Source organism: Moorena sp. SIO4A1 (assembly GCF_010672065.1).
Taxonomy (GTDB): domain Bacteria; phylum Cyanobacteriota; class Cyanobacteriia; order Cyanobacteriales; family Coleofasciculaceae; genus Moorena.
In genome coordinates this window covers 106,528-128,884 of record NZ_JAAHHX010000006.1, presented here as the reverse complement: position 1 = coordinate 128,884, position 22,357 = coordinate 106,528, and the positions used below count along the sequence as shown (strand labels likewise).

Sequence of the window (22,357 nt, the reverse complement as noted above, 5' to 3'; positions counted from 1 at the left end):
AAAAATTATGGTATTAACAATTCTTGCATGCTTATTACATAAGCGTTTTGCTATTTTTGAATCGTATCTTTATTTCCGCCGTGCTGTGCTAGACGACTCTTGAACTCTAGTCCGGTAGCTCAGTAGTCGATTGCCTTGGCAACCATTGACCCTCCACGAGCAAGGGGTTTGAGTAGTCGTGGAGTGTCAACAATGAGTTAGCTACTGGATTTACCATTTTTCTCATTCTTCTTACTAGAAGGTGCCTCAAACTTGTAGCCAACACCTCGAACTGTCTGAATTAAGGAAGGGTCACTGGAATTAACCTCAATTTTACGGCGAATTTGACCGATATGGACATCAACTACTCGCTGATCTCCCACATAATCGTACTCCCAGACTTCCTGGATTAACTCAGAACGGCGCAAGACTCGACCTGGATGACAGGCCAGAAAATGGAGTAGATCAAATTCCAGAGCAGTTAGAGGGATAAGTATTTCGTTGATAGTTACCTCCCTGCGCCCTGGATCGATCACTAAATGGTCGAAGACGAGGCGTTCTGCTTCAGTAGCAGTAACAGCCCGCTTCCGTTTCAAAATTGCTCTAACTCGATTTTCCAGCTCTTGTAAATCAAAGGGCTTGGTGATGTAGTCATCAGCACCTTGTTGAAATCCTTGATTTTTGTCAGCAGCATCCGACCGACTGGTGAGCAAGAGGACAAAGACATCAGTGCGGGTCTGCATTTGCTGACACAGGTTGTAGCCAAGGGCGTCAGGCAAATTCACATCTAGAATGACTAAATCTGGATTAAATTGCTCAAATGTGGCAAGAGCCGTCTTGCCATCTTGAGCAGCCTGCATTTGAAAATTCTTTTGACTTAAGAAGCGTAGAATTAAATTTCGGATTGCCGGATCGTCATCTACGACAAGAATCTTGGCGGCGGTCATAACTTTCCACGGAAAACGGGATCACAAATTTAAGACGCAGAGTGTTTTGACACCAACGGTGCTGTTGGGCATTGTAGACAATTATCCTCAGATTATTAGGCAATGCCAATAGTTGGTAAATCGCATAGGCAGATCAGTTATTTTCAAAATTCCCCCACAGTAGGACTTCCCGAACCAAGGGAAAAAGTCTTTTTTTCTGGTTCTAAAGAGCAAAAAACCCATAGCCTTGATGGGTCTATATGGATTTACTAACGGTTCTAACATCATTCAGGAATTCTCCGGTGATTTGGTCACAAAACAGCAGATGCACCGGCATTGTGTTGACTTCACTTCGGGACTGCTGCTTGAAGATCAAGCTACACTAGCACCCAGGGGCATTGGCACCACCCTCAACCAAAACGACTCTGTGACCAGTGGTTAGCCAGAGCAAGGTTGAGAGTTTCTCGTGCCTAACCTTAACATATACATAACTAGTTTAAAGTTGCTGTCATACTAGTGAAAAGAAGGGATGTGAAAACAAGGGATGTCTCGGAGGTCTTGAATGAGTGATAACAATCCCTATGATCAGCTTGGGGTTACGGAAGAAGCGTCCTTTGATGAAATTCAGGATGCCAAAGGTCGCCTGATGCAAAAGCATCGTGGTAACCAAAAGCTTTTAGATACCGTAGAGGCGGCCTACGATGCCATTATTATGGATCGACTTAGGATGCGCCAGGAAGGAAAGATTAAAGTTCCTGATCGCATTCGTTTCCCAGAGAAGGTTTCTCAAGCTCCACCGAGTTTTCCCCAAACACCAGTTAATAACTCTCCTGAGTGGCTGAAACGGTTGTGGGATACTCCGACAAGAGAAGACATCATCTGGCCGAGTGCAGTGTTCTTAATCTTAAGCAGTGCTACTGTCCTTTACACCTCATCGGCAAACTCGATTTTGCCGTTGGTGATGGCTATAGGCTTCGGATTCACGATCTATTTCCTAAATCGGAAAGAACAACAATTTGGTCGTGCGGTGTTGCTAACCCTGGCAGGTCTGTTTTTAGGTGTGGGATTGGGTAGTTTGCTGGGGAATTCTCTGGGAAGCCAATTCACCAACCTAGACTTGACAACAGAAAAACTGGCTACATTGGTGACATTTGTATTGCTATGGCTGATTAGTTGTTTCTTACGTTGAAAATAGGCATGGGGGATTGGGGATCAGGACGTGCCTCCAAAAGCACGTTCCTTGTCTAGCTAGGGTGCTTTTCCCCTTGATGTGATATCTGCCAAACTTCTCTACCCTTGCTTGGGTTTGCCTGGTGGAAACCACGCCAGTCGCTCATGGGGAGCGACTGCATCATGGCCATAAAAAGCAATTTTTATGAAAATTGCTTTTTTAAATAACCACAAACCTTGTAAGCCAAGACTTTAGCGCGATTATTTTATAAAAATTTTTCATAGCCACAGGCTAGAGAGCCAATTTTTTTAACTATGTTAAGAAACTTAAAGTTGCTCAAACCCTTTTTGTGGCGTTTCGTCAGTCTTTGAATGAATAGGAGTAGAGTGGGCATCCTGCCCGCCCCAAAAGATCAAGAACAGGCAAGATGCCTATTCCACAGGTGCGACCCAAGGGCGATTTACTCGCCCTTGGAGGCGCGCACCTACTCTTAAAATCATTCCATTATTAAGCAACGCCCTTTTTGTTCCCTAATCCGAAGTTCCCTTGTCTGCACAGCTAGTTAGTGATATAATTACCTAAATTTCGAGACAATCTAACCAGGATAGCCATAGCTTTTTTGACATAAAAAATGACTTGAACTTTAACAGTTCATTTCATCCTACCCTGACCGAGGGTCAGGCGTAGGGCTCCCAAAGAGCGGGATTATCTAAAATGGCATAATCATACGGCTTGTAGCAGTGCTTTGTCTAGAACTAAATCTACCGCTTCAGTGAGATTATTGACGATAAAATCTGGTTCGTAGAGATTGAGCTGGGTGCGATCGCGTATTCCAGATAAAACTCCAATTGCTTTAATACCGTGGGTTTTGGCAGCCACTATATCCGCTTCTGTATCGCCAATCATCCAGACATCAGACTGAGCTGGGAGTTTTTTGAGGGCTTTTGCCATTAGCAAAGGTTTATCCTTAGTGTCACCGGTCTTAACATAGTCGTTGCTCAGGCAATACCGTCGGTTAGGGGGAAAAAATTTATCCAGGTCTAAGCGACTGAACGCTTCATCAAGCTCTCGCACCCGACGCATGGTCATGACGGCTAAATCTACACCTGCTTCTTGTAATTTTTCCAGGGCATCTATAGCTCCGGGAACCGGTTGATCATGGACTAAGTAGGGCAGAGTGTGTACAGTTTGACGGCGCAGCTGAGCAAATGCTTCAGCTTGGCTGGGATCGAGACCTGAACGAATACCAATAATTATCTCCGGAACACGCCCCCTCTTACACTGCCAAAACTCCGCCTTGGACATGGGCAGGATTGGCTGGTTAGGGCGTTGGATTTCTTTGAGACAAAACTGGTAAACCCGATAGTAACGCTCCGAGACATTCATGATCGGACCGTCAAAGTCTGTAAATACTCTAATCATTATCTAACAAAATGTAATATTTATTTACATTATTATCTCATCCGGTGAGTATTTATCACTAAAATTACGAATTTGTAACATTTCCAATGTCTTAGAACTTACCCATTACTCCTGACAATGGTAGGTTTTTGAGATTTGGGTCGGGAAATGGGGAAATGGGGAGATGGGGAGATGGGGAAATGGGGAAATGGGGAGATGGTGAGAATTCTCTGTCTGTTGCACCTTATGCCGTCACGAATCGGGGAAACGGGGCATCTTGCTGTGGAACGGGCATTTTGCTGTGGAACGGGCATCTTGCTGTGGAACGGGCATCTTGCTGTGGAACGGGCATCTTGCCCGTTATCAATATTTTCATCCCAGGCAGGATGCCCACCCCACTCATTCATATTGATCCAAAGATTCAGCAATGCCAGATTTTTTACCGATTCCCCACTCCCGATTCCCGATTCCCGATTCCCTGACAATTGCCGCGAATTCTACTGTTCAATCACGAGTGCATTCAACCCGTCTAACCTTAAAGCAACTTGATAAGCTTTACCAACTTTCTTCAGTTTAAACGCTCCCAAGGATTGCAAAAATTTGGGGAATGTACCTTTTAAATTTAAGTCTCTCATCAACTGAGTAATGGGTCGAGAGTATTGTTTTTTAAATTCAGTAGCTATATGAGCGATCGGAACATAAGGTTCTTTATAGTTTGTCTTCAAATCCTTGAGGAGTTTAACTAGTATCTCTTCCAAATCTGATTTAGATTCAATTTTAGATAAAGGCTTAACAGTAGGTTTTAACTGAATAGTCTTCAAAGAAGAGGTCTTTTTAATGAAAGAAATTGGCTTGTCAAATAGAGTTATATAAAAATTTGAAGTCCCTGGTATGTGATGAGTCACAAACTCCTTAGGGTAATCACTAAAAATATCGGTTGTTAGTTTTCCAGGCAAGCGCAGAGACACAACTTGATTGAGGGTAAGCTGATACTTAGCCTCAAATAGATAAGATAGTCTAGACAGGTTTATCCAAGCATTGGAAGTGCGTTTTTGTTCAGCTTTGAGGATGTCTTTGAGTTGATTAATAAATTCCTCAAGGGTGGGAATTTCTGGTACAGAAACCAGAGAATGGGCTTGAGTTTCACGAGTCTTGTTATTTAAAACAATGATCTTATCGTTTTGCTTACGCACCAAATAGACTGTTAGTCCATGGGTTTGTAGGGTGGTGCAAAGATGAGTCATTACCCCATCAGAGGAACAGACTAAGACTTCCTTGGCGGTTGGGTAATGGACAAAGATAGAAGACCCAACGCTAGCCATCTTGAAATCAGCGCTGTCCTTTCCTGGTGGGACGTGAATTAGCTCATAGCCACGAGTATGAAGTTCAGTGTCATACTTACCCATAGCACGCCAATTGGCAAAAGCAATCTTGATTTGAACCGGGTAGGAAGAAATTTGAGCTAGGAACTTTTCGGTTTCAGTATTGAGCCGTAAATTTTCGGCATCTAGGAGTAAGATGGCAATTCCTGTCTCTAGCTTTGGCAAAGGGGAAACCCATGTTGGGGTTTTATTATTAGTAGAGACAGCTAAGTTATGGGAATTATTCCCTGGCTTGGGTCCGATAGAGTGACGAAGTTTTTGGGTCAGTTCTCTAAAGCTGGGGGAGTTGAAATAACTAGGAATGAACAGAACTTGCAGTAATTTCCTGACTTTGATAATTCGTCGGGGCCAATCTTGCTCTTGGCTGAGTTCTGATTTCAAATTGGCCAGGAAAGCAGATTGATGACGGGGCTTATCCCAAGCGATTTTTCGGTATTTTTCCTTGAGTAATTCGGACTGCTGCTGCTGAAGCTCAAGGATGGCTTGGTAGAGGTAAAGGCTAATTTCGTTGATCGCGGCAGAGTCATTCACGAATGGTTTCTGGTAGAGAGGGTGAGTAATTTTGGGCAGAATACAAAAGCAGATCTATGAACCCAGTATATGTGAAATAGCAAAGAGAGTAGGGAGTAGGGAGTAGGGAGTAGGGAGTAGGGAGTACGGAACAAAAATTCCCACAATTCCTACACGGATCCCTCAAGGATCAGCAGTGGGTAGTGGAAAAATGCGAGTTCCATAGAACTCAAGTGCTGGTAGATTGAAGGAGCTTCGAGCCAGAAGCCAGGAGTCAGAATCCTTGATAACGGAAATATTTTCCGATCACTTGGTTTGTTGACGGGGTTAAATTTGCTATTATAGCGCTTCTGTTGAGTAATCAGGTATACAGAATTTTTCCCCTGTTCCCTATTCCCTGTTCCCTATTCCCTGTTCCCTACTCCCTACTCCCTACTCCCTACTCCCAATTAACCCAAGACTAAACTCCCTCAGCCAATTGAGAACTGGTATAGTAAGAGGGACTCAGCTTAACAAATTGTAATCATGGCCAGAGACCTAAGGGGATTTATCCAAGAGCTAGAACAGAAGGGACAATTGCGGCGGATTAAGGCTTTAGTTGACCCAGATTTGGAAATTGCTGAGATATCAAACCGGATGCTACAAGCGGGTGGACCTGGCTTGCTGTTTGAGAATGTAAAAGGGTCATCCTTTCCGGTTGCGATTAATTTAATGGGAACAGAAGAACGGGTTTGCTGGGCGATGAACCGGTCAAGCCCAGAAGATTTGGAAACTCTGGGCAAGAAGCTAGGGATGCTGCAACAACCAAAGCCACCTAAGAAAATTTCCCAGGCGGTGGATTTTGGCAAAATTTTGTTTGATGTGGTGAAAGCTAAACCAGGGCGAGACTTTTTCCCTCCTTGTCACCAGGTGGTGGTGCAGGAAAATGATTTGGATTTGAATAGATTACCCCTGATTCGCCCTTATCCCGGTGATGCTGGCAAGATTATTACCTTAGGATTGGTGATTACCAAAGATTGTGAGACTGGTATTCCTAATGTGGGGGTTTATCGGCTACAACTGCAGTCTAAGACTACGATGACGGTGCATTGGCTCTCGGTCAGGGGTGGAGCACGACATTTGCGCAAGGCGGTGGAGAGAGGACAGAAATTAGAAATAGCGATCGCACTCGGTGTTGACCCCCTGATTATTCTGGCCGCTGCTACTCCCATACCGGTTGACCTGTCGGAATGGCTCTTTGCTGGACTCTATGGTGGGTCTGGGGTGAACCTAGCTAAATGTAAAACCTTAGATTTAGAAGTACCAGCGGATTCTGAGTTTGTCCTGGAAGGCACGATTACTCCAGGGGAAATGTTGCCAGATGGTCCCTTTGGTGACCACATGGGGTATTACGGTGGAGTGGAGGATTCCCCCTTGATTCGCTTCCACTGTATGACTCACCGCAAGGATCCGATTTATTTAACTACCTTTAGTGGGCGTCCACCGAAAGAAGAAGCAATGATGGCGATCGCACTCAATCGGATTTATACCCCGATCCTGCGGCAACAAGTCTCAGAAATTGTGGATTTCTTCTTGCCCATGGAAGCTCTGAGTTACAAAGCGGCCATTATTTCGATTAAGAAAGCCTATCCAGGACAAGCGCGACGGGCTGCTTTGGCGTTTTGGAGTGCGTTGCCTCAATTTACCTACACCAAGTTTGTGATTGTGGTGGATGAGACTATTAATATTCGGGACCCCCGTCAAGTGGTGTGGGCGATTAGTTCTAAAGTTGACCCGGTGCGGGATGTCTTTATTTTGCCTAATACTCCCTTTGATAGTTTGGATTTTGCTAGTGAAAAGATTGGCTTAGGGGGACGGATGGGTATTGATGCTACTACTAAGATTCCACCGGAAACCGAACATGAATGGGGTGCAACGTTGGAGTCAGATGGGGATGTAGCAGCGATGGTAGATAGGCGTTGGGCTGAGTATGGGTTAGGAGATTTGGATTTGAAAGATGTTGATCCCAATTTGTTTGGTTACCAGATGTAATTTATAGGTCAGCGGTCAGTGGTCAGTGGTCAGCGGTCAGCTTCAAATAGATGACTAGAAAGCGTTGCTGAATCTTCGGATGAATAGCAGTAGAGTGGGCATCCTGCCCGCGCGAAAATAAGCATGAAAGTAGAGTGGGCATCCTGCCCGCGCGAAAATATCTTGAAACTGGCAAGATGCCAGTTCCACCAAGATGCCCATTCTACCTCACTCTTAAAATCATTCAATTATTAAGCAATGCCAGAGAGTTAGCTTCACCTTTGCAAGCCTATTTCTCGTTTGATAGCCAAACTATGCTGGTGGAAATCATTCGCTTTTGAGTAGTCCCCCAGAGAACGGTAAGCATTGCCGATATTGTTCAGAAATTTAGCTTCACCTTGTCGATCTCCTATTGCTCGTGCAATAGCCAAACTCTGCTGGTAGAAATCAATAGCCTTTTGGTAGTCCCCTTGGGAATTGTAAGCATTGCCAAGATTGTTCAGAGACTTAGCCTGGCTGCTTCGATTTCCTATTGCTCGGGCAATAGCTAAACTCTGCTGGTGGAAATCAATAGCTTTTGAGTAGTCCCCCATTAGATAATAAACCATACCGAGATTGCCCAGAGAGGATCCCTCAATAAAGCGATCGCGTTTTTCTCGTGCAATAGCCAAACCCTCATGGAAGTGTTCAATGGCCTTTTGGTAGTCCCCCACGGAACCGTAAGCAATACCGAGATTGTTCACAGAGTTAGCCTCACCTGTGCGATCGCCTATTTCTCGTTTGAGAACCAAACTCTGCTGGATAAAATCAATGGCCTTTTGGTAATCCCCCAGGGCACGGTAAGCATTCCCGATATCGTTGAGAGATCCAGCTTCACCTTTCCGGTCTCCTATTTTTCGTGCCATGGTTAAACTTTGCTGGAGGTTTTCAATAGCCTTTTGGTAGTCATCCAGGGCACGGTAAACATTGGTCAGACCATTCAGAGAATAAGCTTCACCTTGCCGGTCTCCTATTTCTCGATAAATAGTGAGTGCCTTCTGCCAAGACTCCAATGCTTCCTGAAATTGGTTTACTCGAAACTTATTAATACCTTGGTTAAAAAGTTGGTCAGCCTCAGCTTTACGGCTTTCTAAAGTTTGAGCTAATGCTGGATAAACTGGGAATATACTTAAAACATTACCTTGGAAGGGTGGGGATAAACTACCTAATAAAGCCAGAAGGATCATTAATCTCAATTCTGGTAATTTCATGGTTATAAAACAAGACTTATTTCAGAAGTCGAGAATAGCGGATTTGGCAACACGGAACAGTAGAGAATAATTCATAAAAATCGATTTATCGCTACTCCCGATTCCCTACTCCCTACTCCCTACTCCCTACTCCCTACTCCCTATTCCCTAATCCCTACTCCCCAGGAAGAGAGAACTCATTCAAGAACTCATTAACTACAAGATAGCTTTTTGTCCAGTTGGGGCGAGGTGGAAGCTTGCCAGTTTGGATATCTTTTTTCCACTCAGAATCTGATTTACGGGATACTTCTGGCATCTCAAATTCATAATGGCTTAGCACTGGTCCAGCAAAGACCATTTTGTCTTTACCATTGTCCACTGCAATCATCAACAAATCGATATTACCCACGCCCTGGTGAAGTACACTGCCTGGAGCTCCCACCACTGGGTCAGGTACATTTGTGTGTACATCCGCAACAATGGCATCCCACTTATCAGAATCCTCAGGTTTCTTATAGAAAAGGCTGGGATACCAACCGCTATAGAACGGACCCCCTGAAGCACGTTCAATCTCAACAATATTTTCTAGGAAATTGGTTTGGGCTTCGGTAAGTTCCTGTTGTGCTAATTCCTTGAGTGCTATCTCCTTCAGGATAGTTAACTGCTGGCTGAAATTTTTTAAGAAGTCAGTTTGTTTTTGCTGAATTCTTCTCAAGCGCTTCGGAAAGGGAGTGTTTTCAATTAGCTGCCCCGCCAGCACAGCCATTTTTTCAAAGCGTTCCCAGAATTCCGGTCTCGGCTCCACAAAACCCGCTGGATAGTAGCATCTGGTTGTAGCGGTGTAGGATTGTTTGGCATAAAGGATGGTGTCGTGACGCAGTTGTGTCCATGACGCTAGTTGTGTATTGAGTGTCTTCATCCCCCAGGCACGGGTACGCATGGCTTCCGGGTATTTGGAGTCCGTAGTGGGTTTGGAAAGTTCCCGCAAGGTTGCTAACCAATTCATGTAAAGGTTTTCTTCCCAGGCAGAAGGATTTAGCTGATCGACTACATTAAAGGCTGCCGCTAGGTTGTGTTGATAGTTGAGACCATCTCGGAACTTATGCCCATTCTGGTTTCTCATCCGATCAACCAGTTCTGGTACTACTTGAGTGTTTCCTAGGGTTGCGAATGCGACATCTAATCCAGTTGGTACACGGCGCTGAACTTTCTCGCCATTCCAAATAATATCATCGTAAACTACTTTGCTCAAAATCCAGCTATCCAAAATAAACTTTTGACCGATAACTGTAAACGAATGGGGTATTATATCTTTAGTCTGATCATCGTCTTCCGGCGAACTAACGTAAACATGACTCCTGATGTTTTGAAAACCTACGTGGTTAGCTAAAATTTCAGTTTGCAGCCACTCTAAGGTGGATAAATCTTTAATATCTGTAGGAGATTGAATCTTAGCTTGCTTTAATAGGTCAGCTAGTTGAGCAAACGTCATGGAATCAGTTGCACCGACAAAGGTCTGGAGCATTTGGTCAAACTGTTGCCATTGCTCGAACTTACCAGATTTTTTTAACAGATCATTGAGGATTATAGCTGTACCCAATTCCCGTGAAGAAGCTTCTTCTGGTTTACCTGCAATCCGTAGATCAACTCTACCGCACCACATTACTGCCTGGAAATATTTTTTAAGAGTCTCGGAGTTCTCATAATGCCCACGTACTTTGAATTGAGAAAAATCCATGTCGCGGTAACTCCCGAACAGCTTAAATTCCTCCTCGATTTGCTCTGCTTCTATGGCGTTGAGGGTTGCTGCCACACGGGCATCCTGATTTAATTTGGTCTTAACTGTTTCTCCTGCCAATAACGAACGAGCGACTGCTAGAAAGTAGTCGGCATCAATTAAACTTAGGTCAAGGACACCATTGCTATATTGATTACTGGCTTCAGGGATTTTATCTGCCATTCCTGTGAGAATTTCATCTAGTGATGTGGCAAGATAACTTTCTTCTAGTTCTTCCAAGATCGCGTCATAAGAACGATGCCAAGCATGAAGCAAGGCATCAGCGGAAACGAAAACTGGTAAATCGTTGCTATATATTCGGTAAAATAACTCAGCGAAACTATGTGCCCCCATGCGCTCACTGACAACAAAGCCTTGTTTCTTGAATACTGCCAGTTCATCTGAATTGAGGCGAAAGTTGTAGTGGGAATAATTTCCACGATTGGTCTTCTGATTATGCTTTTTCGGAGCAAGATTGAACAAGTTCCAAAATTTAGCCTTGGTCGGATTCCAACTAATTTTTTTTAGATACTTAACCTTGGCATCGTAGCGTTTAGCAAATTCCTGGGGTGAAATCTGTCCAATCTTCTCCAATTCCTGCTCGAAGGTAGGGGTGTAACCAAAGACATCAGTTGATCCTTCTGCTGAAGCTGGGTTGACCAAAACTTTGGAACTGTCAATCCCATCTGCGAGGAAAGTATGGTTGCTCATAATAATTAACAATACAATGCTCGGAGCAATAATTAGCTTGCTTAATTTATTGAAAAGCTTTATAATTGACTTGCTGAATTTAAAGGATAGCAATTCCTATACTCTTATTAATTGAAATTATACCAATGATCAACCTTGAAATTACCAATTAATCCTGCTTTTATCCTAAAGATATAGTTTTTAGCTATATATAGTCTTTTGTAGGTAGTTTTAAAAATAGGATTGATCTAAAAATGGAGCAGGAAGCAGTATGGAAAAGCTTGGAGGATTTTTTGGTATTATGAGAAATCAGCAAGATTGTTCATGACCTATTTAGAAATGCTATAGCGGTTCTCATACTAATTAGATACACAGGATTTTTCCCCAATCCCGAAATTCCCTCTTCTTTCTTCCCTATGGCCTATTCCCTATGGCCTACTCCCTACTCCCTACTCCCTACTCCCTACTCCCTACTCCCTACTCCCTATTGCCTATTCCCCTAAAGCGCCTCCCCAATCAACGTAAATGCCGCCCAATCTTTCGGATTACCTGACTTCGGGATCATAGTCAACATCGCTTGGCGCAACGCTTGCGCTTTATCCCCTGTGCTGTCAAGATTCCGATAAAACTCTGTCATCAACTCTGTGGTTTTATCATCAGGGATTGACCACAAGGAAACCATCACACTGGGAACACCCGCTGCAACTAAGGAACGAGATAAACCAATCACCCCCTCACTGTTGATGTGACCGACTCCGGTCTCGCAGGCACTGACTACTACTAGTTCCGCACTGAGTTTCATGTCAAAGATTTCTTCAGCAGTTAGTAGTCCGTCCTGTCCTACAGAAGGAGCCAAGGCGATCGCACTCCCAATACCTGAAATACGCTTGGGAGCAAATAACCCGTGGGTAGCAAAATGAATATACCTAGCTTTCGGCATCTGGCCTTTAACTATGGCTTCCGTAGCGTCTTGTCCCAATAGGGGTTGAGCCTTTAACTGGGAGGCAATGTATTTAGCTTCTTTTTCCGCACCCTTGAGAGCAGATAATTGCTTAGGTTCTTTTCCAAGAGCTGGTGGTACCTTGGGCATGGTAGGATTACCAACTACTAGGGCAGTTTGGGCTGATTTAGGAAGGTTTTTCCGTTTCTGATGGGTTAAGCCCAAGACTTCGATGGAGGGAGCAGTGAGGATAGTGTGTTTCTCAATTAAGTACTTTCCCTCCTGGTCTTGCAGGGCTGGGAAGGGAACAGAAAACAGTTCTCTGTGAGGGATGAAGACTACACGGGCATTTTCATCCTTGGGCAGTAAGTCTGCAATCGGCTCAATCAACAGTTGATGAAGCTGTTGTAAGCGTGGTTTGTCAATATTAGGGGAATCGACAATCCTGACAACATCAGTAATTGGGCGCTCGACTGTTACCCCTTCTTCCCACCCTGGTAACCAGAGTAGTAAAGTACTTTCCTTAGCATTAACTTCAACTACTTCCCACGGTTCCTCGAACTGGTCATCTTTCAATTTGACCCAATCACCCTGGGAAGGTTGCCGGGAAGAGTCACTACTGCGACATTTCCCATAGTCTGCAAGGCAATCATATCCATTTTTAAGCAGCTGCTGGAGAGAGGTATCTGGAGGTAGTTGAACCGAGCGCCATTCAATTTCGCCCGTAGGCTGGATCACCCAAATATAGATTTCTCCATCAAAAATAATAGAGTATTCTACTAGTGTGGCCTTCTGCTGCTGGGCAATCTGTTTGATTGTCTTGACGTTAGGGTAATTTAGTGGAGTATCTAGTTCTGGGGATAACCCCTTTGCCAGTAATTCCGCCAAGGCACGAGCACGTCCCCTTTCCGCAACTTCTAATGCAGTATCGGTTTTATTTTGAGCAATTAGAACTTGCTGCAAATTGCGATAGGTATTAGATTGCTGCTCGGATAGGGTAATTTTATGGTTATCTGGCAAGCCTGGTCGTAGAGATTCCTTAATCTCCATGGCTTTGGTGAGGAAGGTTTCAGCTTGTTCAAGATCACCTGATTTAAATCGAGCTAATCCTAAATTATGGAGGGAGGTTCCTTCCCCATGTCGGTATCCTATTTCTCGGTAAATTTCCAAACTCTGCTGGAGGTTTTCAATGGCCTTTCGGTAGTCCCCTAGGGAAAGGTAAGCAACACCGAGATTGTGCATAGAGTTAGCCTGACCTTGGCGATCGCTTATTTTTCGGTCAATAGCCAAACTCTGCTGGTGGAAATCAATCGCCTTTCCGTACTTTCCCCGGGAATAGTAAACATTGCCAAGATTTCCCAAAGATTGAGCCTCACCTTTGCGATTGCCTATTGCTCGTTTAATGGTTAAACTCTCCTGGTGGTGTTTAATGGCCTTTAGGTAGTCCCCCTGGGAATTGTAAGCATTGCCGAGATTGTTCAGAGATTGAGCCTCACCTGAGCGATCGCCTATTTCTTGTGCAATCTTTAAACTTTGCTGGTGAAAATCAATGGCCTTTGGGTAGTCCCCCAGGTTTTGGTAAGCATTACCGAGATTGCCCAGAGATTTAGCCTCACCTGAGCGATCGCCTATTTCTCGTGCAATCTTTAAACTTTGCTGGTGGTTTTCAATGGCCTTTGGGTAGTCCCCCTGGGAATCGTAAGCAACACCGAGATTGCCTAGAGAGTTAGCTTCATATGAGCAATGGCCTATTTCTCGTGCAATCTTTAAACTATGCTGGTGGTTTTCAATGGCCTTTTGGTAGTCCCCCAGGTTGTCGTAAGCATTACCGAGATTGCCCAGAGATGCAGCCTCACCTGAGCGATCGCCTATTTCTCGTGCAATCTTTAAACTTTGCTGGTGGTTTTCAATGGCTTTTAGGTAGTCCCCCTGGTCAAGGTAAACATTGCCGAGATTGCCCAGAGAGGACGCCTCACGTTGACGCTCGCCTATTTTTTTTGCAATCCTTAAGCTCTGCTGGTAGAAATCAATAGCTTTTGGGTAGTCCCCCTGGTCAAGGTAAACATTACCGAGATTGTTCAGAGAGGACGCCTCAACTGAGCGATCGCCTATTTTTTTTGCAATCCTTAAGCTCTGCTGGTAGAAATCAATAGCTTTTGGGTAGTCCCCCAGGGAAAGGTAAACATTACCGAGATTGTTCAGAGAGGACGCCTCACCTGAGCGATCGCCTATTTTTTCTGCAATCTTTAAACTTTTCTGCTGGTGTTCAATGGTCTTTGGGTAGTTCCCCAGGGAACGGTAAGCATTGCCGAGATTGCCCAAAGATGCACTCTCATCTTTGCGATTGCCTATTTTTTGTGCAATGGTTAAACTCTGCTGGAAGTGTTCAATGGCCTTTCGGTAGTCCCCCAGATTTTCGTAAACATTACCAAGATTGCCCAGAGATGCAGCCTCACCTCGGCGATTTCCTATTTTTCGGTTAATAGCCAAACTCTGCTGGTGGTGTTCAATGGCCTTTTGGTAGTCCCCCAGGTTGTTGTAAACATTGCCGAAATTGTTCAGAGATTTAGCCTTACCTGAGCGATCACCTATTTCTCGTGCAATGGTTAAACTTTGCTGATGGTGTTCAATGGCCTTTCGGTAGTCCCCCAGATTTTCGTAAACAATGCCGAGATTGTTCAGAGAGGAAGCCTCACCTCTGGGATCTCCTATTTCTCGTGCCATGGTTAAACTCTGCTGGTACTTTTTAATGGCCTTTCGGTAGTCCCCTTGGGCACCGTAAACAATGCCGAGATTGTTCAGAGAGGAAGCCTCACCTCTGGGATCTCCTATTTCTCGTGCCATGGTTAAACTCTGCTGGAATTTTTCAATGGCCTTTCGGTAGTCCCCCTGGGAAAGGTCAACACTACCAAGATTGCCCAAAGATGCAGCCTCACCTGAGCGATCGCCTATTGCTTGTGCAATGGTTAAACTCTGCTGGAATTTTTTAATGGCCTTTCGGTAGTCCCCCTGGTAAAGGTCAACATTGCCAAGATTGTTCAGAGATTTAGCCTCACCTGAACGATCGCCTATTGCTTGTGCAATGGTTAAACTCTGCTGGTAGTTTTCAATAGCCTTTTGGTAGTCCCCCTGGGAATAGTAAGCATTAGCAAGATTGTTCAGAGATGCAGCCTCACCTCTTTGATTTCCTATTTCTTCTATAATGGTTAAACTTTGCTGATGGAAATTAATAGCCTTTGGGTAGTCCCCCTGGGAATAGTAAGAAGCACCGAGATTGCTGAGAGAGTAAGCCTCACCTAGCGGATTTCCTATTTCTTTTGCAATGGTTAAACTTTGCTGGTACTTTTCAATAGCGTTTGGGTAGTTCCCCAGCAAATAATAAACATTGCCGAGATTGTTCAGAGATGCAGCCTCACCTCTTTGATTTCCTATTTCTTTATCAATGGTTAAACTTTGCTGATGGAAATCAATAGCTTTTCGATAGTCACTTAGGGTATCGTAAACACTGCCGAGATTGCCAAAAGATGCAGCTTCACCTGAGCGATCGCCTATTTTTTGTGCAATCTTTAAACTCTGCTGGTAGTTTTCAATAGCCTTTTGGTAGTTCCCCAGCAAATAATCAATATTGCCAAGATTGTTCAGAGATTGAGCCTCACCTCGGCGATCGCCTATTGCTCGTGCCATGGTTAAACTCTGCTGATGGAAATTAATAGCCTTTGGGTAGTCCCCCATGGAATCGTAAGCAACACCGAGAGCATTGAGAGAGCTAGCCTCACCTTGCCGGTCTCCTATGGCTCGGTCAATAGTTAAACTTTGCTGGTAGTTTTCAATGGCCTTTCGGTACTTTCCCAGGTAATAGTAAGCATTGCCTAGATTGCCCACAGATGTAGTCTCAAGTTTGCGATCGCCTATTTGTCGTGCAATGGTTAAACTCTGCTGGAATTTTTCAAAGGCCTTTGGGTAGTCCCCCTGGGAAAGGTAAACATTGCCGAGACCATTGAGAGACTTAGCTTCAACTTGGCGATCGCCTATTTCTCGTGCAATCTTTAAACTTTTCTGGTGGTTTTCCATGGCTTTTGGGTATTTCCCCAGGATTTTGTAAGCATGACCGAGACCATTGAGAGACTTAGCCTCAACTTGGCGGTCTCCTATGGCTCGTGCAATCTTTAAACTTTTCTGGTGGTTTTCCATGGCTTTTGCGTAGTTCCCCAGGTTTCTATAAGCATTACCGAGACGATTGAGAGACTTAGCCTCACCAAGCCTATCTCCTATTTCTCGATAAATAGTGAGTGCCCTCTGCCAAGACTGCAATGCTTCCCGAAATTGACTCACTTTATACTGCTTACTACCTTGTTCAAAAAGTCGGTCAGCTTCCGCTTCACGGCTTTCTATAGTTTGAGGTAGTGCTGGAGAAACTGGGAATAGAGTTGAAAGATTACGTATAAACAGTGGTGATGAACTACCTAATAAAGCCAATGAAATAATAATTAATTTAAATTTTCTTGTAATTTTCATAGCAATAACATATAAAATAAAGGAAAAGTAAACAGAGAACAGGAAACACTAAATAGCGAATTTTTATGTTAAACAGTTCCCTCATTAACCGTTGATTTTCAACTGTGCAACAATCAACTAAAGGCTGTGATTCAATCTCTTTCAAACCCACCTGCTCTAATAAATCTGCCCAATCCTGAGCCAGTCTTTTATCCTGGGGATTAGCCAAACGCAGTTCACCGAGAGTAGTTAGGGCATCAAACCACAACCCTTGTTGAGCATAAACAGCAATACGCTCCCGGGAATTCGTGCCTTCTAACTGCTTCTCTAAATCAGAAGTGATAGAGATTCTTTCAACACCACCATAAACGAAAGCCTTATATCTTTTTTCTCCGGGATTGCAAATTACAGAGAAACGCCAACGATATAAATCTTCAACAACAAGTGGTAAAACCGTTTCCGGTAGAGTAATCTTTACAATTCCCGGCGTATTTTGGAGCCTGAACGTTTCTTTGTAGACGTCCTTATGTTCTTTATTCCGCAACCAAAACTCTGCTTGGAGTTTCGGCTTATTGGAATCGGGCACATAAAACCAAAAGGTAGGACGTTCACTAGTCGTTAAGCCGAAATTAGTACCAGGTACTAAAGCAATAAATTCCTCAAAGGGACAGTCACGACGAGTTCCTGCACTTCGACGTTGACCAGGGGCTCCTTTAGGAGGTAGAGTAAGGTTTAATCCTTTCAGGAAGTTAGTTAGTGGTTTAATTGTCTCTACCGCTGTCACTGGGTTAGATTCAAAACTAAATAAACAACTGAGAGTTAGACCAATAACTATCTGTTCTAGACGCCATTTAGTACGATGCATTAAATATCTCCAAATAGTTGATATATAAAGTCTGTAATCAAGCTATTTAATGAAGATGCAAACCTGAAACTAATCAACCAGCAATCAAAACCATCTGCAAGTTTGAGGCTGGAAAAGATTAAAAATATTAATCTATTTATTTAACAGTCCTAAAATCGAAAACTATGCAAAGGACTGGAATTATTTTTGTCTATACCTTAGACTACATAGCCACTATAAGCATTCCGGAAAAAAAAATAAAAATACCTGAAGGGCAATAAATTACCCACCTACTCATCCCCATAAATAAAATTTAGGGTATTTCGGTTTTTAACATCTTATCTACTATTCAAAGCACTGGAATTACTTTTGTCAATTACCCAAAACCGAGCAACTAACCAATACAGTCCTCTTGTAACCAACAATCATCCCTGTAGCCACAAAAGCTAAACCTGAAGGCACTAAAGGTATCCACCAACTTTGAATAAAGACAACAAAGCAAACACCAGATAAAACTACCAGATTGGCGATACCCACTCCCAGCCCATAAACAAGTCGTTTACAGACCAAGACCAAGAAACCCCCTAGACTCCCCCAAGCCCAAATCCAGAAAAATTCTCCCCACTGAGACCATACCCATAAAAGTTTTCGTCCATCTTTGACCGCACTCAGAATCTGACTCACCATCTGAGCCTGAATAAAGACACCACGCATCTCTATAGTCTGGTTTGAATTCCGAGTAAAAGGAGTGGAAAAATCATCTCGAACGCTAGGGGCAGTAACACCAATCAAAACTACCCGGTCTTTAACCCAACTCGGTTCAAATTGATCCGTTAGAATCTGTTTTAGGGTAACTCTTTGGGCGATATCACCAGGAGTGCGATAATCCAGTAGCATCTGATAGCCAGCATTACTCGTTCCGGAGTAATTACCAGCATAACCAGGCAACGACCTTAACGTGGTTTCCCCTAATTGCACCTCACCCTCTGGTGTGACCTTAGGGTCAATCCCGTCTGCAGCTAAGTAATGTAGTGCTAACTGCAAACTTAGAGACGTCTCAGTCTGACAAGGGGAATCGCTGTTAAAGGTAGCATACCAAAGATAACGGCGCAGTACGCCATCGGAGTCAATCACCACATCCGTAAAGCCCAAACGTTCCGGTGGCACTTCTGGGGGTGGGGCAATACCAGGATTGTTATCAGTGGGGTTACTAGCTTGACAGACAGCAAAAAAGTTATCCATCCTTGGCAAGCGATTCGCCAAATCCTGATACTCCTCACTGACCGGAAAATCCCGATAGATATCCAAGCCAATGGCACGAGGGTGATGAGCCTGTAATTTATCCAACAGTTGAGCCAAAGCCGCATCAGACAGGGACCACTTACGCTTCATACCCTGGTCATCCTGATACTGAAAATCCTCCTCAGTTATTTCAACCACTAACAGCCTCGGGTCAACCCCTTGATCGGGTCGCCAGCGCATAAATTGGTCATAAGCCTGTAACTCCCAGGGTTGGATTACCCCCAATGGCCGCACCACCATCAGGGCAAGGGTAACCATAAAACTCGCAATCACAGCCGTGCGGGGTAACTGCCAAGGAGACTGGTTGATCGGACCATAGCGTAATTCTTTCCAAGTGGGGGGTTGAACGGTAGGGTTTTGGCAAACCACCGGTAACCAACTCGCACAGGGATACTGTTGTTCCCAGCCATGTAATTTTTCCCGTGCTTCTGCCACGGAGCTATACAGAGACTCACCCCGGATGTAAGCGTCCAGAAAATACCGCAAAAACTTGGGTGATACTGGGTCTGGCACTTTCTCGGCCATCACAATCACCTGGGGCAAATACAAATCCTGCTGTGCTGCCAACTGGTAGGCTAAGCCTAGACCATCACAGGAATTAAAGATAGCTAACTGCAACCCTCGTGCGATCGCATTCTTCAAGGCAAACCGCAGATCATCGATAGTCAACCGTTCCGTCTGATTGAGTTGAATTTCCCCCCGCTGCCCCTCTTGGGAAGTGCCACTGTGACCAGCAAAAAACAGAATATCCCACCCCTGCTCCCATAACTGCTGATTCAACTCCGATGCCTGGGGTTCCTGCCGCCAGGTAATTTGTGCTCCCGCCTGACCCGCCAACTCCTCCAACGCCTGCTGATCTGCTTGCTGGTTAAGATTGGCACCCTGACCCAAAATTGCCAGAATTTTCACCTTGCCCTTGGGGGTAATCTGGCGCTTAACAGGGTTGGGACAATCGTATTCAATGGCACTCAGGGCAACGTCGGCTTGGGCTTCCGCCAGTAAATCCCAGCGGTGCCAGGGAAACCGACGCAGCCAGGGATTATTGGTCTGTAACAGCAGTTGAAATTTTTTCCCCGAGCCCAATAACTTATCCCGAATCGAGCGAAACTCTGGGTCAGTATTGAGCCAGTGATTAAGACTCCCTTCCAAAACCTCAGCCCCTTGCCGACAAGCCGCAAAGGCTTCCCCCCGCTGGGATGAATTGGTCACCTGTTCGGGATTGGCACTCAGAGCACGAAATAGCATTTCCAAACTCAGATACCGTTGCTGCCAATGGCGATAACAGTTGAGTAAGTCTCGATTCCCCGACAACCGCCCTTTAATCCGAGTTTGGGACGGAGAATGAAGATCCCCTTGCCGAATTTCCAGGGTGGCATCAAACCCCTGCTCAATTTCTCCGTCTAATATTAACGTTAACAGCCTCTTCATTGATCTATTTTTGATTTAATAAGCAGTCAGCACGTAGGGTGCGTTAGGGGCGGACTTGCCCAGATTTTTCCCCTCATAGCCAACATTGGGATAGTCCGCCCCGTAACGCACCACCAGCATTGGGATAGTCCGCCTGACTTTAGCTCAAACCTGAAACCTTTCGGTTACACTAGCTTCACCTAAAGAAACCTTAATTCCGAAGTCATCTCCCTGTTGGGCATTAAACTGATATTGGATGAATTCATCATTACTTCTGGCGGTTACTTCGGTAAAAACATCACCGGTTGCAGTTAGTACCGATAGTTTCAAATTCGGAGGCAAGGTTAGTGCTTCACCCTTGGGATAAACCTGTGCTCGAACGCTGGCAGTTTCCTTATCAATTTTTCCAACAGTAATAATTAAAACGACAGGATTACCCGCTAGTTCTAGCCCTAAATCAAATAAATCAATTGGTTTAGCTCGTTCTTGCTGGTATTCGGTATTTCTAAATGCTGGTCTCAGTTGTTGTGGAGGCAGCAAATCGCTAACCGACTGCCAACCTACTTGAAAATTACCCTTCAACCATTCCCGTAAGTTCACGACATCTGACTCCGGCTCTGGTAATTGGTTAATTAACTGTTCAAGAGAATCGATTTTACTAATCTCCAAGCTTCCTCCCAGTGCAGTTTTGGCAAATCCTAGCAGTTTAGCTTGATTACTTGGTTGATTAATTTCTACTACCACATAACCAACTCGGTCTTGCCGACTTTCTGGTGGGATGTGACAAACTTGGTCACCAGCTAAAACAGGACGACATTCCAATTTACCCCAACCTTTAACCATCAAGTCGGATACATTCATTAGCGATCGCAGGGCTGGATTGCTGCTATCACTTGCTGCTAAATCGGTTTCTACTTCCAGACACTGTTGTAAGTAGAAATTTACTGCATAAACCGCTAATGTATTTAGGTAAACGTCTTGAGCTTTATCTGGTTCGTGCTGTTCCTGACTAAAGGTTTCTGCTAGTTGATACCAATCTCTGGTAATAGGCACAGAAAATGCTAATTTTTCCGTTAAGTTATTCATTGTTACTCTCTCGATAAATTGAATCTTCTTGGTCAGTTATTCCTGTAAGTATTCCTTAAACGTGTCAGCAAAATACTTGCAAGAGCGCCAGTAGAAACTTTGCACCGTTGACCATTGCTTTGGCTCTAACCCAACCGCGACAGCAGTCTCTTTCCAACTCTTCCGGTCTAGGTATAAAAGAGCTATAGTTCTGAAGTTGGCTTTAGGATGTCCCTTAACGTGTTTGCTGGCAAACAGCCCATCAGAGTCTTCTTCAATACACTGACGTATAAGCTGTGAAGGTAACGGAGTGTCTTCTGGTTGCGGAATAGTATCTAAATAAGTCATACCTGATTGATTGACTTTACCCCTATCGGAAGAGTTTATTGGTGCATCTAGTGAGCACTCCTTTACCCCTTTGGTATGTCGTTTCTTGGCATCAATCAACCGCCTCTTGAGGACGTAATTGACCCAGTTAATCACCGGAGCTCTCGGTTGATAAGTATCAATTTTTTTGAACACATACAACCAAGTCTCTTGAAGTGCTTCATCGTAAACCTCCTGAGGAGTGTCATATCTCCTGCGAGATAATCTGCCGGATGCTTGAATAATTTGAATCAGCCGAGTCAGGGCTAGACGACGGCCACGGCTTTTTGGGGAATGCTGTTGAGCTTCTATAGCTAGCTGTTGTAGTCGTTCCTCCAGTTGGTTCATAGGTTAACTCCATCTCAATCCATCTCCTGGATTTACCTTTCTAAATAACTAACGGTGGCCAACCCCGGATTCTATGCAAAGTCGGAAAAAATTTTTGAAATGGGCTCTCTAGCAGGATTTGGCATGGAATGGCTATTTGGAGATAGTTAACAAAAACAGATGAGGCTGTTGTTTTTTATCCCTGCCCATGTATAATCCTAAAACCATCAAGCGTTGGCTCGTCGGACTGATTGCTATTCCTGTAATCTGGTCAGCCTACTCCGAGTATGAAGGTAAACCCTTTACCAAAACCAGTGATGTGATCAATTCCCTTGTGCAAGTCACAGTATTAGTCGATGCCCTTCTCAAGCCAGAAGACTCAGATAACAACTAATTGTAGGCTTTTGGCTAGTTTTGAATGCGATCGCTAAACTGGCATCTTGGTAGAACTGGCATCTTGCCAGTTTCATTTCTTTGCTGATGTGGAACTGGCATCTTGGTGGAACTGGCATCTTGCCAGTTTCCTTATAGTTAACT

General features: G+C 44.3%; 17 protein-coding genes. 6 read left to right on the top strand and 11 right to left on the bottom strand.

Annotation, left to right across the window (positions count from 1 at the left end):
• Positions 1–197 precede the first annotated feature (197 nt).
• Positions 198–926: a response regulator transcription factor gene (locus tag F6K53_RS06100; RefSeq protein ID WP_075899162.1), complete on the bottom strand. Its 729-nt coding sequence runs from the start codon at positions 924–926 to the stop codon at positions 198–200.
• 226 nt (positions 927–1,152) lie between these two features.
• Here F6K53_RS06100 and F6K53_RS06095 point away from each other — a divergent pair, with 226 nt between their 5' ends.
• Together F6K53_RS06095 and F6K53_RS06090 are read left to right on the top strand one after the other, a co-directional pair.
• Positions 1,153–1,347 (top strand): hypothetical protein, encoded by a 195-nt coding sequence (locus tag F6K53_RS06095; protein ID WP_293020254.1) that lies wholly within the window; start codon positions 1,153–1,155, stop codon positions 1,345–1,347.
• Between the two features lie 120 nt (positions 1,348–1,467).
• A complete protein-coding gene (locus F6K53_RS06090; protein WP_293020256.1) occupies positions 1,468–2,094 on the top strand; it encodes a CPP1-like family protein in 627 nt (208 codons plus the stop codon).
• Positions 2,095–2,799: 705 nt separating this feature from the next.
• On the opposite strand, the gene F6K53_RS06085 is transcribed toward F6K53_RS06090, so the two are convergent.
• On the bottom strand, positions 2,800–3,498 hold the full coding sequence (locus tag F6K53_RS06085; RefSeq protein ID WP_293069708.1) for an HAD family hydrolase: 699 nt from the start codon (positions 3,496–3,498) through the stop codon (positions 2,800–2,802).
• 155 nt (positions 3,499–3,653) lie between these two features.
• Between F6K53_RS06085 and F6K53_RS06080 the strand changes: the two genes are divergently transcribed.
• Positions 3,654–3,959: a hypothetical protein gene (locus F6K53_RS06080; protein WP_293069710.1), complete on the top strand. Its 306-nt coding sequence runs from the start codon at positions 3,654–3,656 to the stop codon at positions 3,957–3,959.
• A gap of 15 nt (positions 3,960–3,974) precedes the next feature.
• On the opposite strand, the gene F6K53_RS06075 is transcribed toward F6K53_RS06080, so the two are convergent.
• Positions 3,975–5,390 carry an NYN domain-containing protein gene (locus F6K53_RS06075; protein ID WP_075899168.1) on the bottom strand — a complete coding sequence of 472 codons (1,416 nt, stop codon included), beginning with the start codon at positions 5,388–5,390 and terminating at the stop codon, positions 3,975–3,977.
• 504 nt (positions 5,391–5,894) lie between these two features.
• On the opposite strand from F6K53_RS06075, the gene F6K53_RS06070 reads away from it, so the two are divergent.
• Complete coding sequence (locus F6K53_RS06070) at positions 5,895–7,400, top strand: UbiD family decarboxylase (RefSeq protein ID WP_293020264.1); 1,506 nt, start codon at positions 5,895–5,897, stop codon at positions 7,398–7,400.
• Between the two features lie 254 nt (positions 7,401–7,654).
• Here the strand turns inward: F6K53_RS06070 and F6K53_RS06065 are convergent, their stop codons facing one another.
• Together F6K53_RS06065 and F6K53_RS06060 are read right to left on the bottom strand one after the other, a co-directional pair.
• Positions 7,655–8,629: a tetratricopeptide repeat protein gene (locus F6K53_RS06065; protein WP_293069713.1), complete on the bottom strand. Its 975-nt coding sequence runs from the start codon at positions 8,627–8,629 to the stop codon at positions 7,655–7,657.
• A 154-nt stretch (positions 8,630–8,783) separates the two neighbouring features.
• Positions 8,784–11,096, bottom strand: coding sequence for a DUF3160 domain-containing protein (locus tag F6K53_RS06060; RefSeq protein WP_293069715.1), 2,313 nt, complete (start codon positions 11,094–11,096; stop codon positions 8,784–8,786).
• 409 nt (positions 11,097–11,505) lie between these two features.
• Between F6K53_RS06060 and F6K53_RS06055 the strand changes: the two genes are divergently transcribed.
• Positions 11,506–11,628, top strand: coding sequence for a hypothetical protein (locus F6K53_RS06055; RefSeq protein ID WP_293069717.1), 123 nt, complete (start codon positions 11,506–11,508; stop codon positions 11,626–11,628).
• Here F6K53_RS06055 and F6K53_RS06050 read toward each other — a convergent pair.
• The 5 genes from F6K53_RS06050 to F6K53_RS06030 all read right to left on the bottom strand — a co-directional run bounded on the left by F6K53_RS06050 (position 11,575) and on the right by F6K53_RS06030 (position 21,841).
• Positions 11,575–16,530: a tetratricopeptide repeat protein gene (locus tag F6K53_RS06050; RefSeq protein WP_293080136.1), complete on the bottom strand. Its 4,956-nt coding sequence runs from the start codon at positions 16,528–16,530 to the stop codon at positions 11,575–11,577. The two genes, F6K53_RS06055 and F6K53_RS06050, sit on opposite strands and share 54 nt — an antisense overlap.
• Positions 16,508–17,374 carry a DUF928 domain-containing protein gene (locus F6K53_RS06045; RefSeq protein ID WP_293080133.1) on the bottom strand — a complete coding sequence of 289 codons (867 nt, stop codon included), beginning with the start codon at positions 17,372–17,374 and terminating at the stop codon, positions 16,508–16,510. Before F6K53_RS06045 ends, F6K53_RS06050 begins: the two co-directional genes overlap by 23 nt.
• 351 nt (positions 17,375–17,725) lie before the next feature.
• Positions 17,726–20,083 carry a CHASE2 domain-containing protein gene (locus F6K53_RS06040; protein ID WP_293080130.1) on the bottom strand — a complete coding sequence of 786 codons (2,358 nt, stop codon included), beginning with the start codon at positions 20,081–20,083 and terminating at the stop codon, positions 17,726–17,728.
• 144 nt (positions 20,084–20,227) lie between these two features.
• On the bottom strand, positions 20,228–21,148 hold the full coding sequence (locus F6K53_RS06035; RefSeq protein ID WP_293072209.1) for a DUF1822 family protein: 921 nt from the start codon (positions 21,146–21,148) through the stop codon (positions 20,228–20,230).
• A gap of 36 nt (positions 21,149–21,184) precedes the next feature.
• The gene (locus tag F6K53_RS06030) at positions 21,185–21,841 is read right to left on the bottom strand and encodes a hypothetical protein (protein ID WP_293072210.1); all 657 of its coding nucleotides are present in this window, start codon (positions 21,839–21,841) and stop codon (positions 21,185–21,187) included.
• Positions 21,842–22,028: 187 nt separating this feature from the next.
• Between F6K53_RS06030 and F6K53_RS06025 the strand changes: the two genes are divergently transcribed.
• Positions 22,029–22,214, top strand: a complete 186-nt coding sequence (locus F6K53_RS06025) for a hypothetical protein (RefSeq protein ID WP_293072211.1) — start codon at positions 22,029–22,031, stop codon at positions 22,212–22,214.
• Here the strand turns inward: F6K53_RS06025 and F6K53_RS06020 are convergent.
• Positions 22,186–22,332 (bottom strand): hypothetical protein, encoded by a 147-nt coding sequence (locus F6K53_RS06020; protein WP_293072212.1) that lies wholly within the window; start codon positions 22,330–22,332, stop codon positions 22,186–22,188. The genes F6K53_RS06025 and F6K53_RS06020 overlap by 29 nt on opposite strands.
• Positions 22,333–22,357 lie beyond the last annotated feature (25 nt).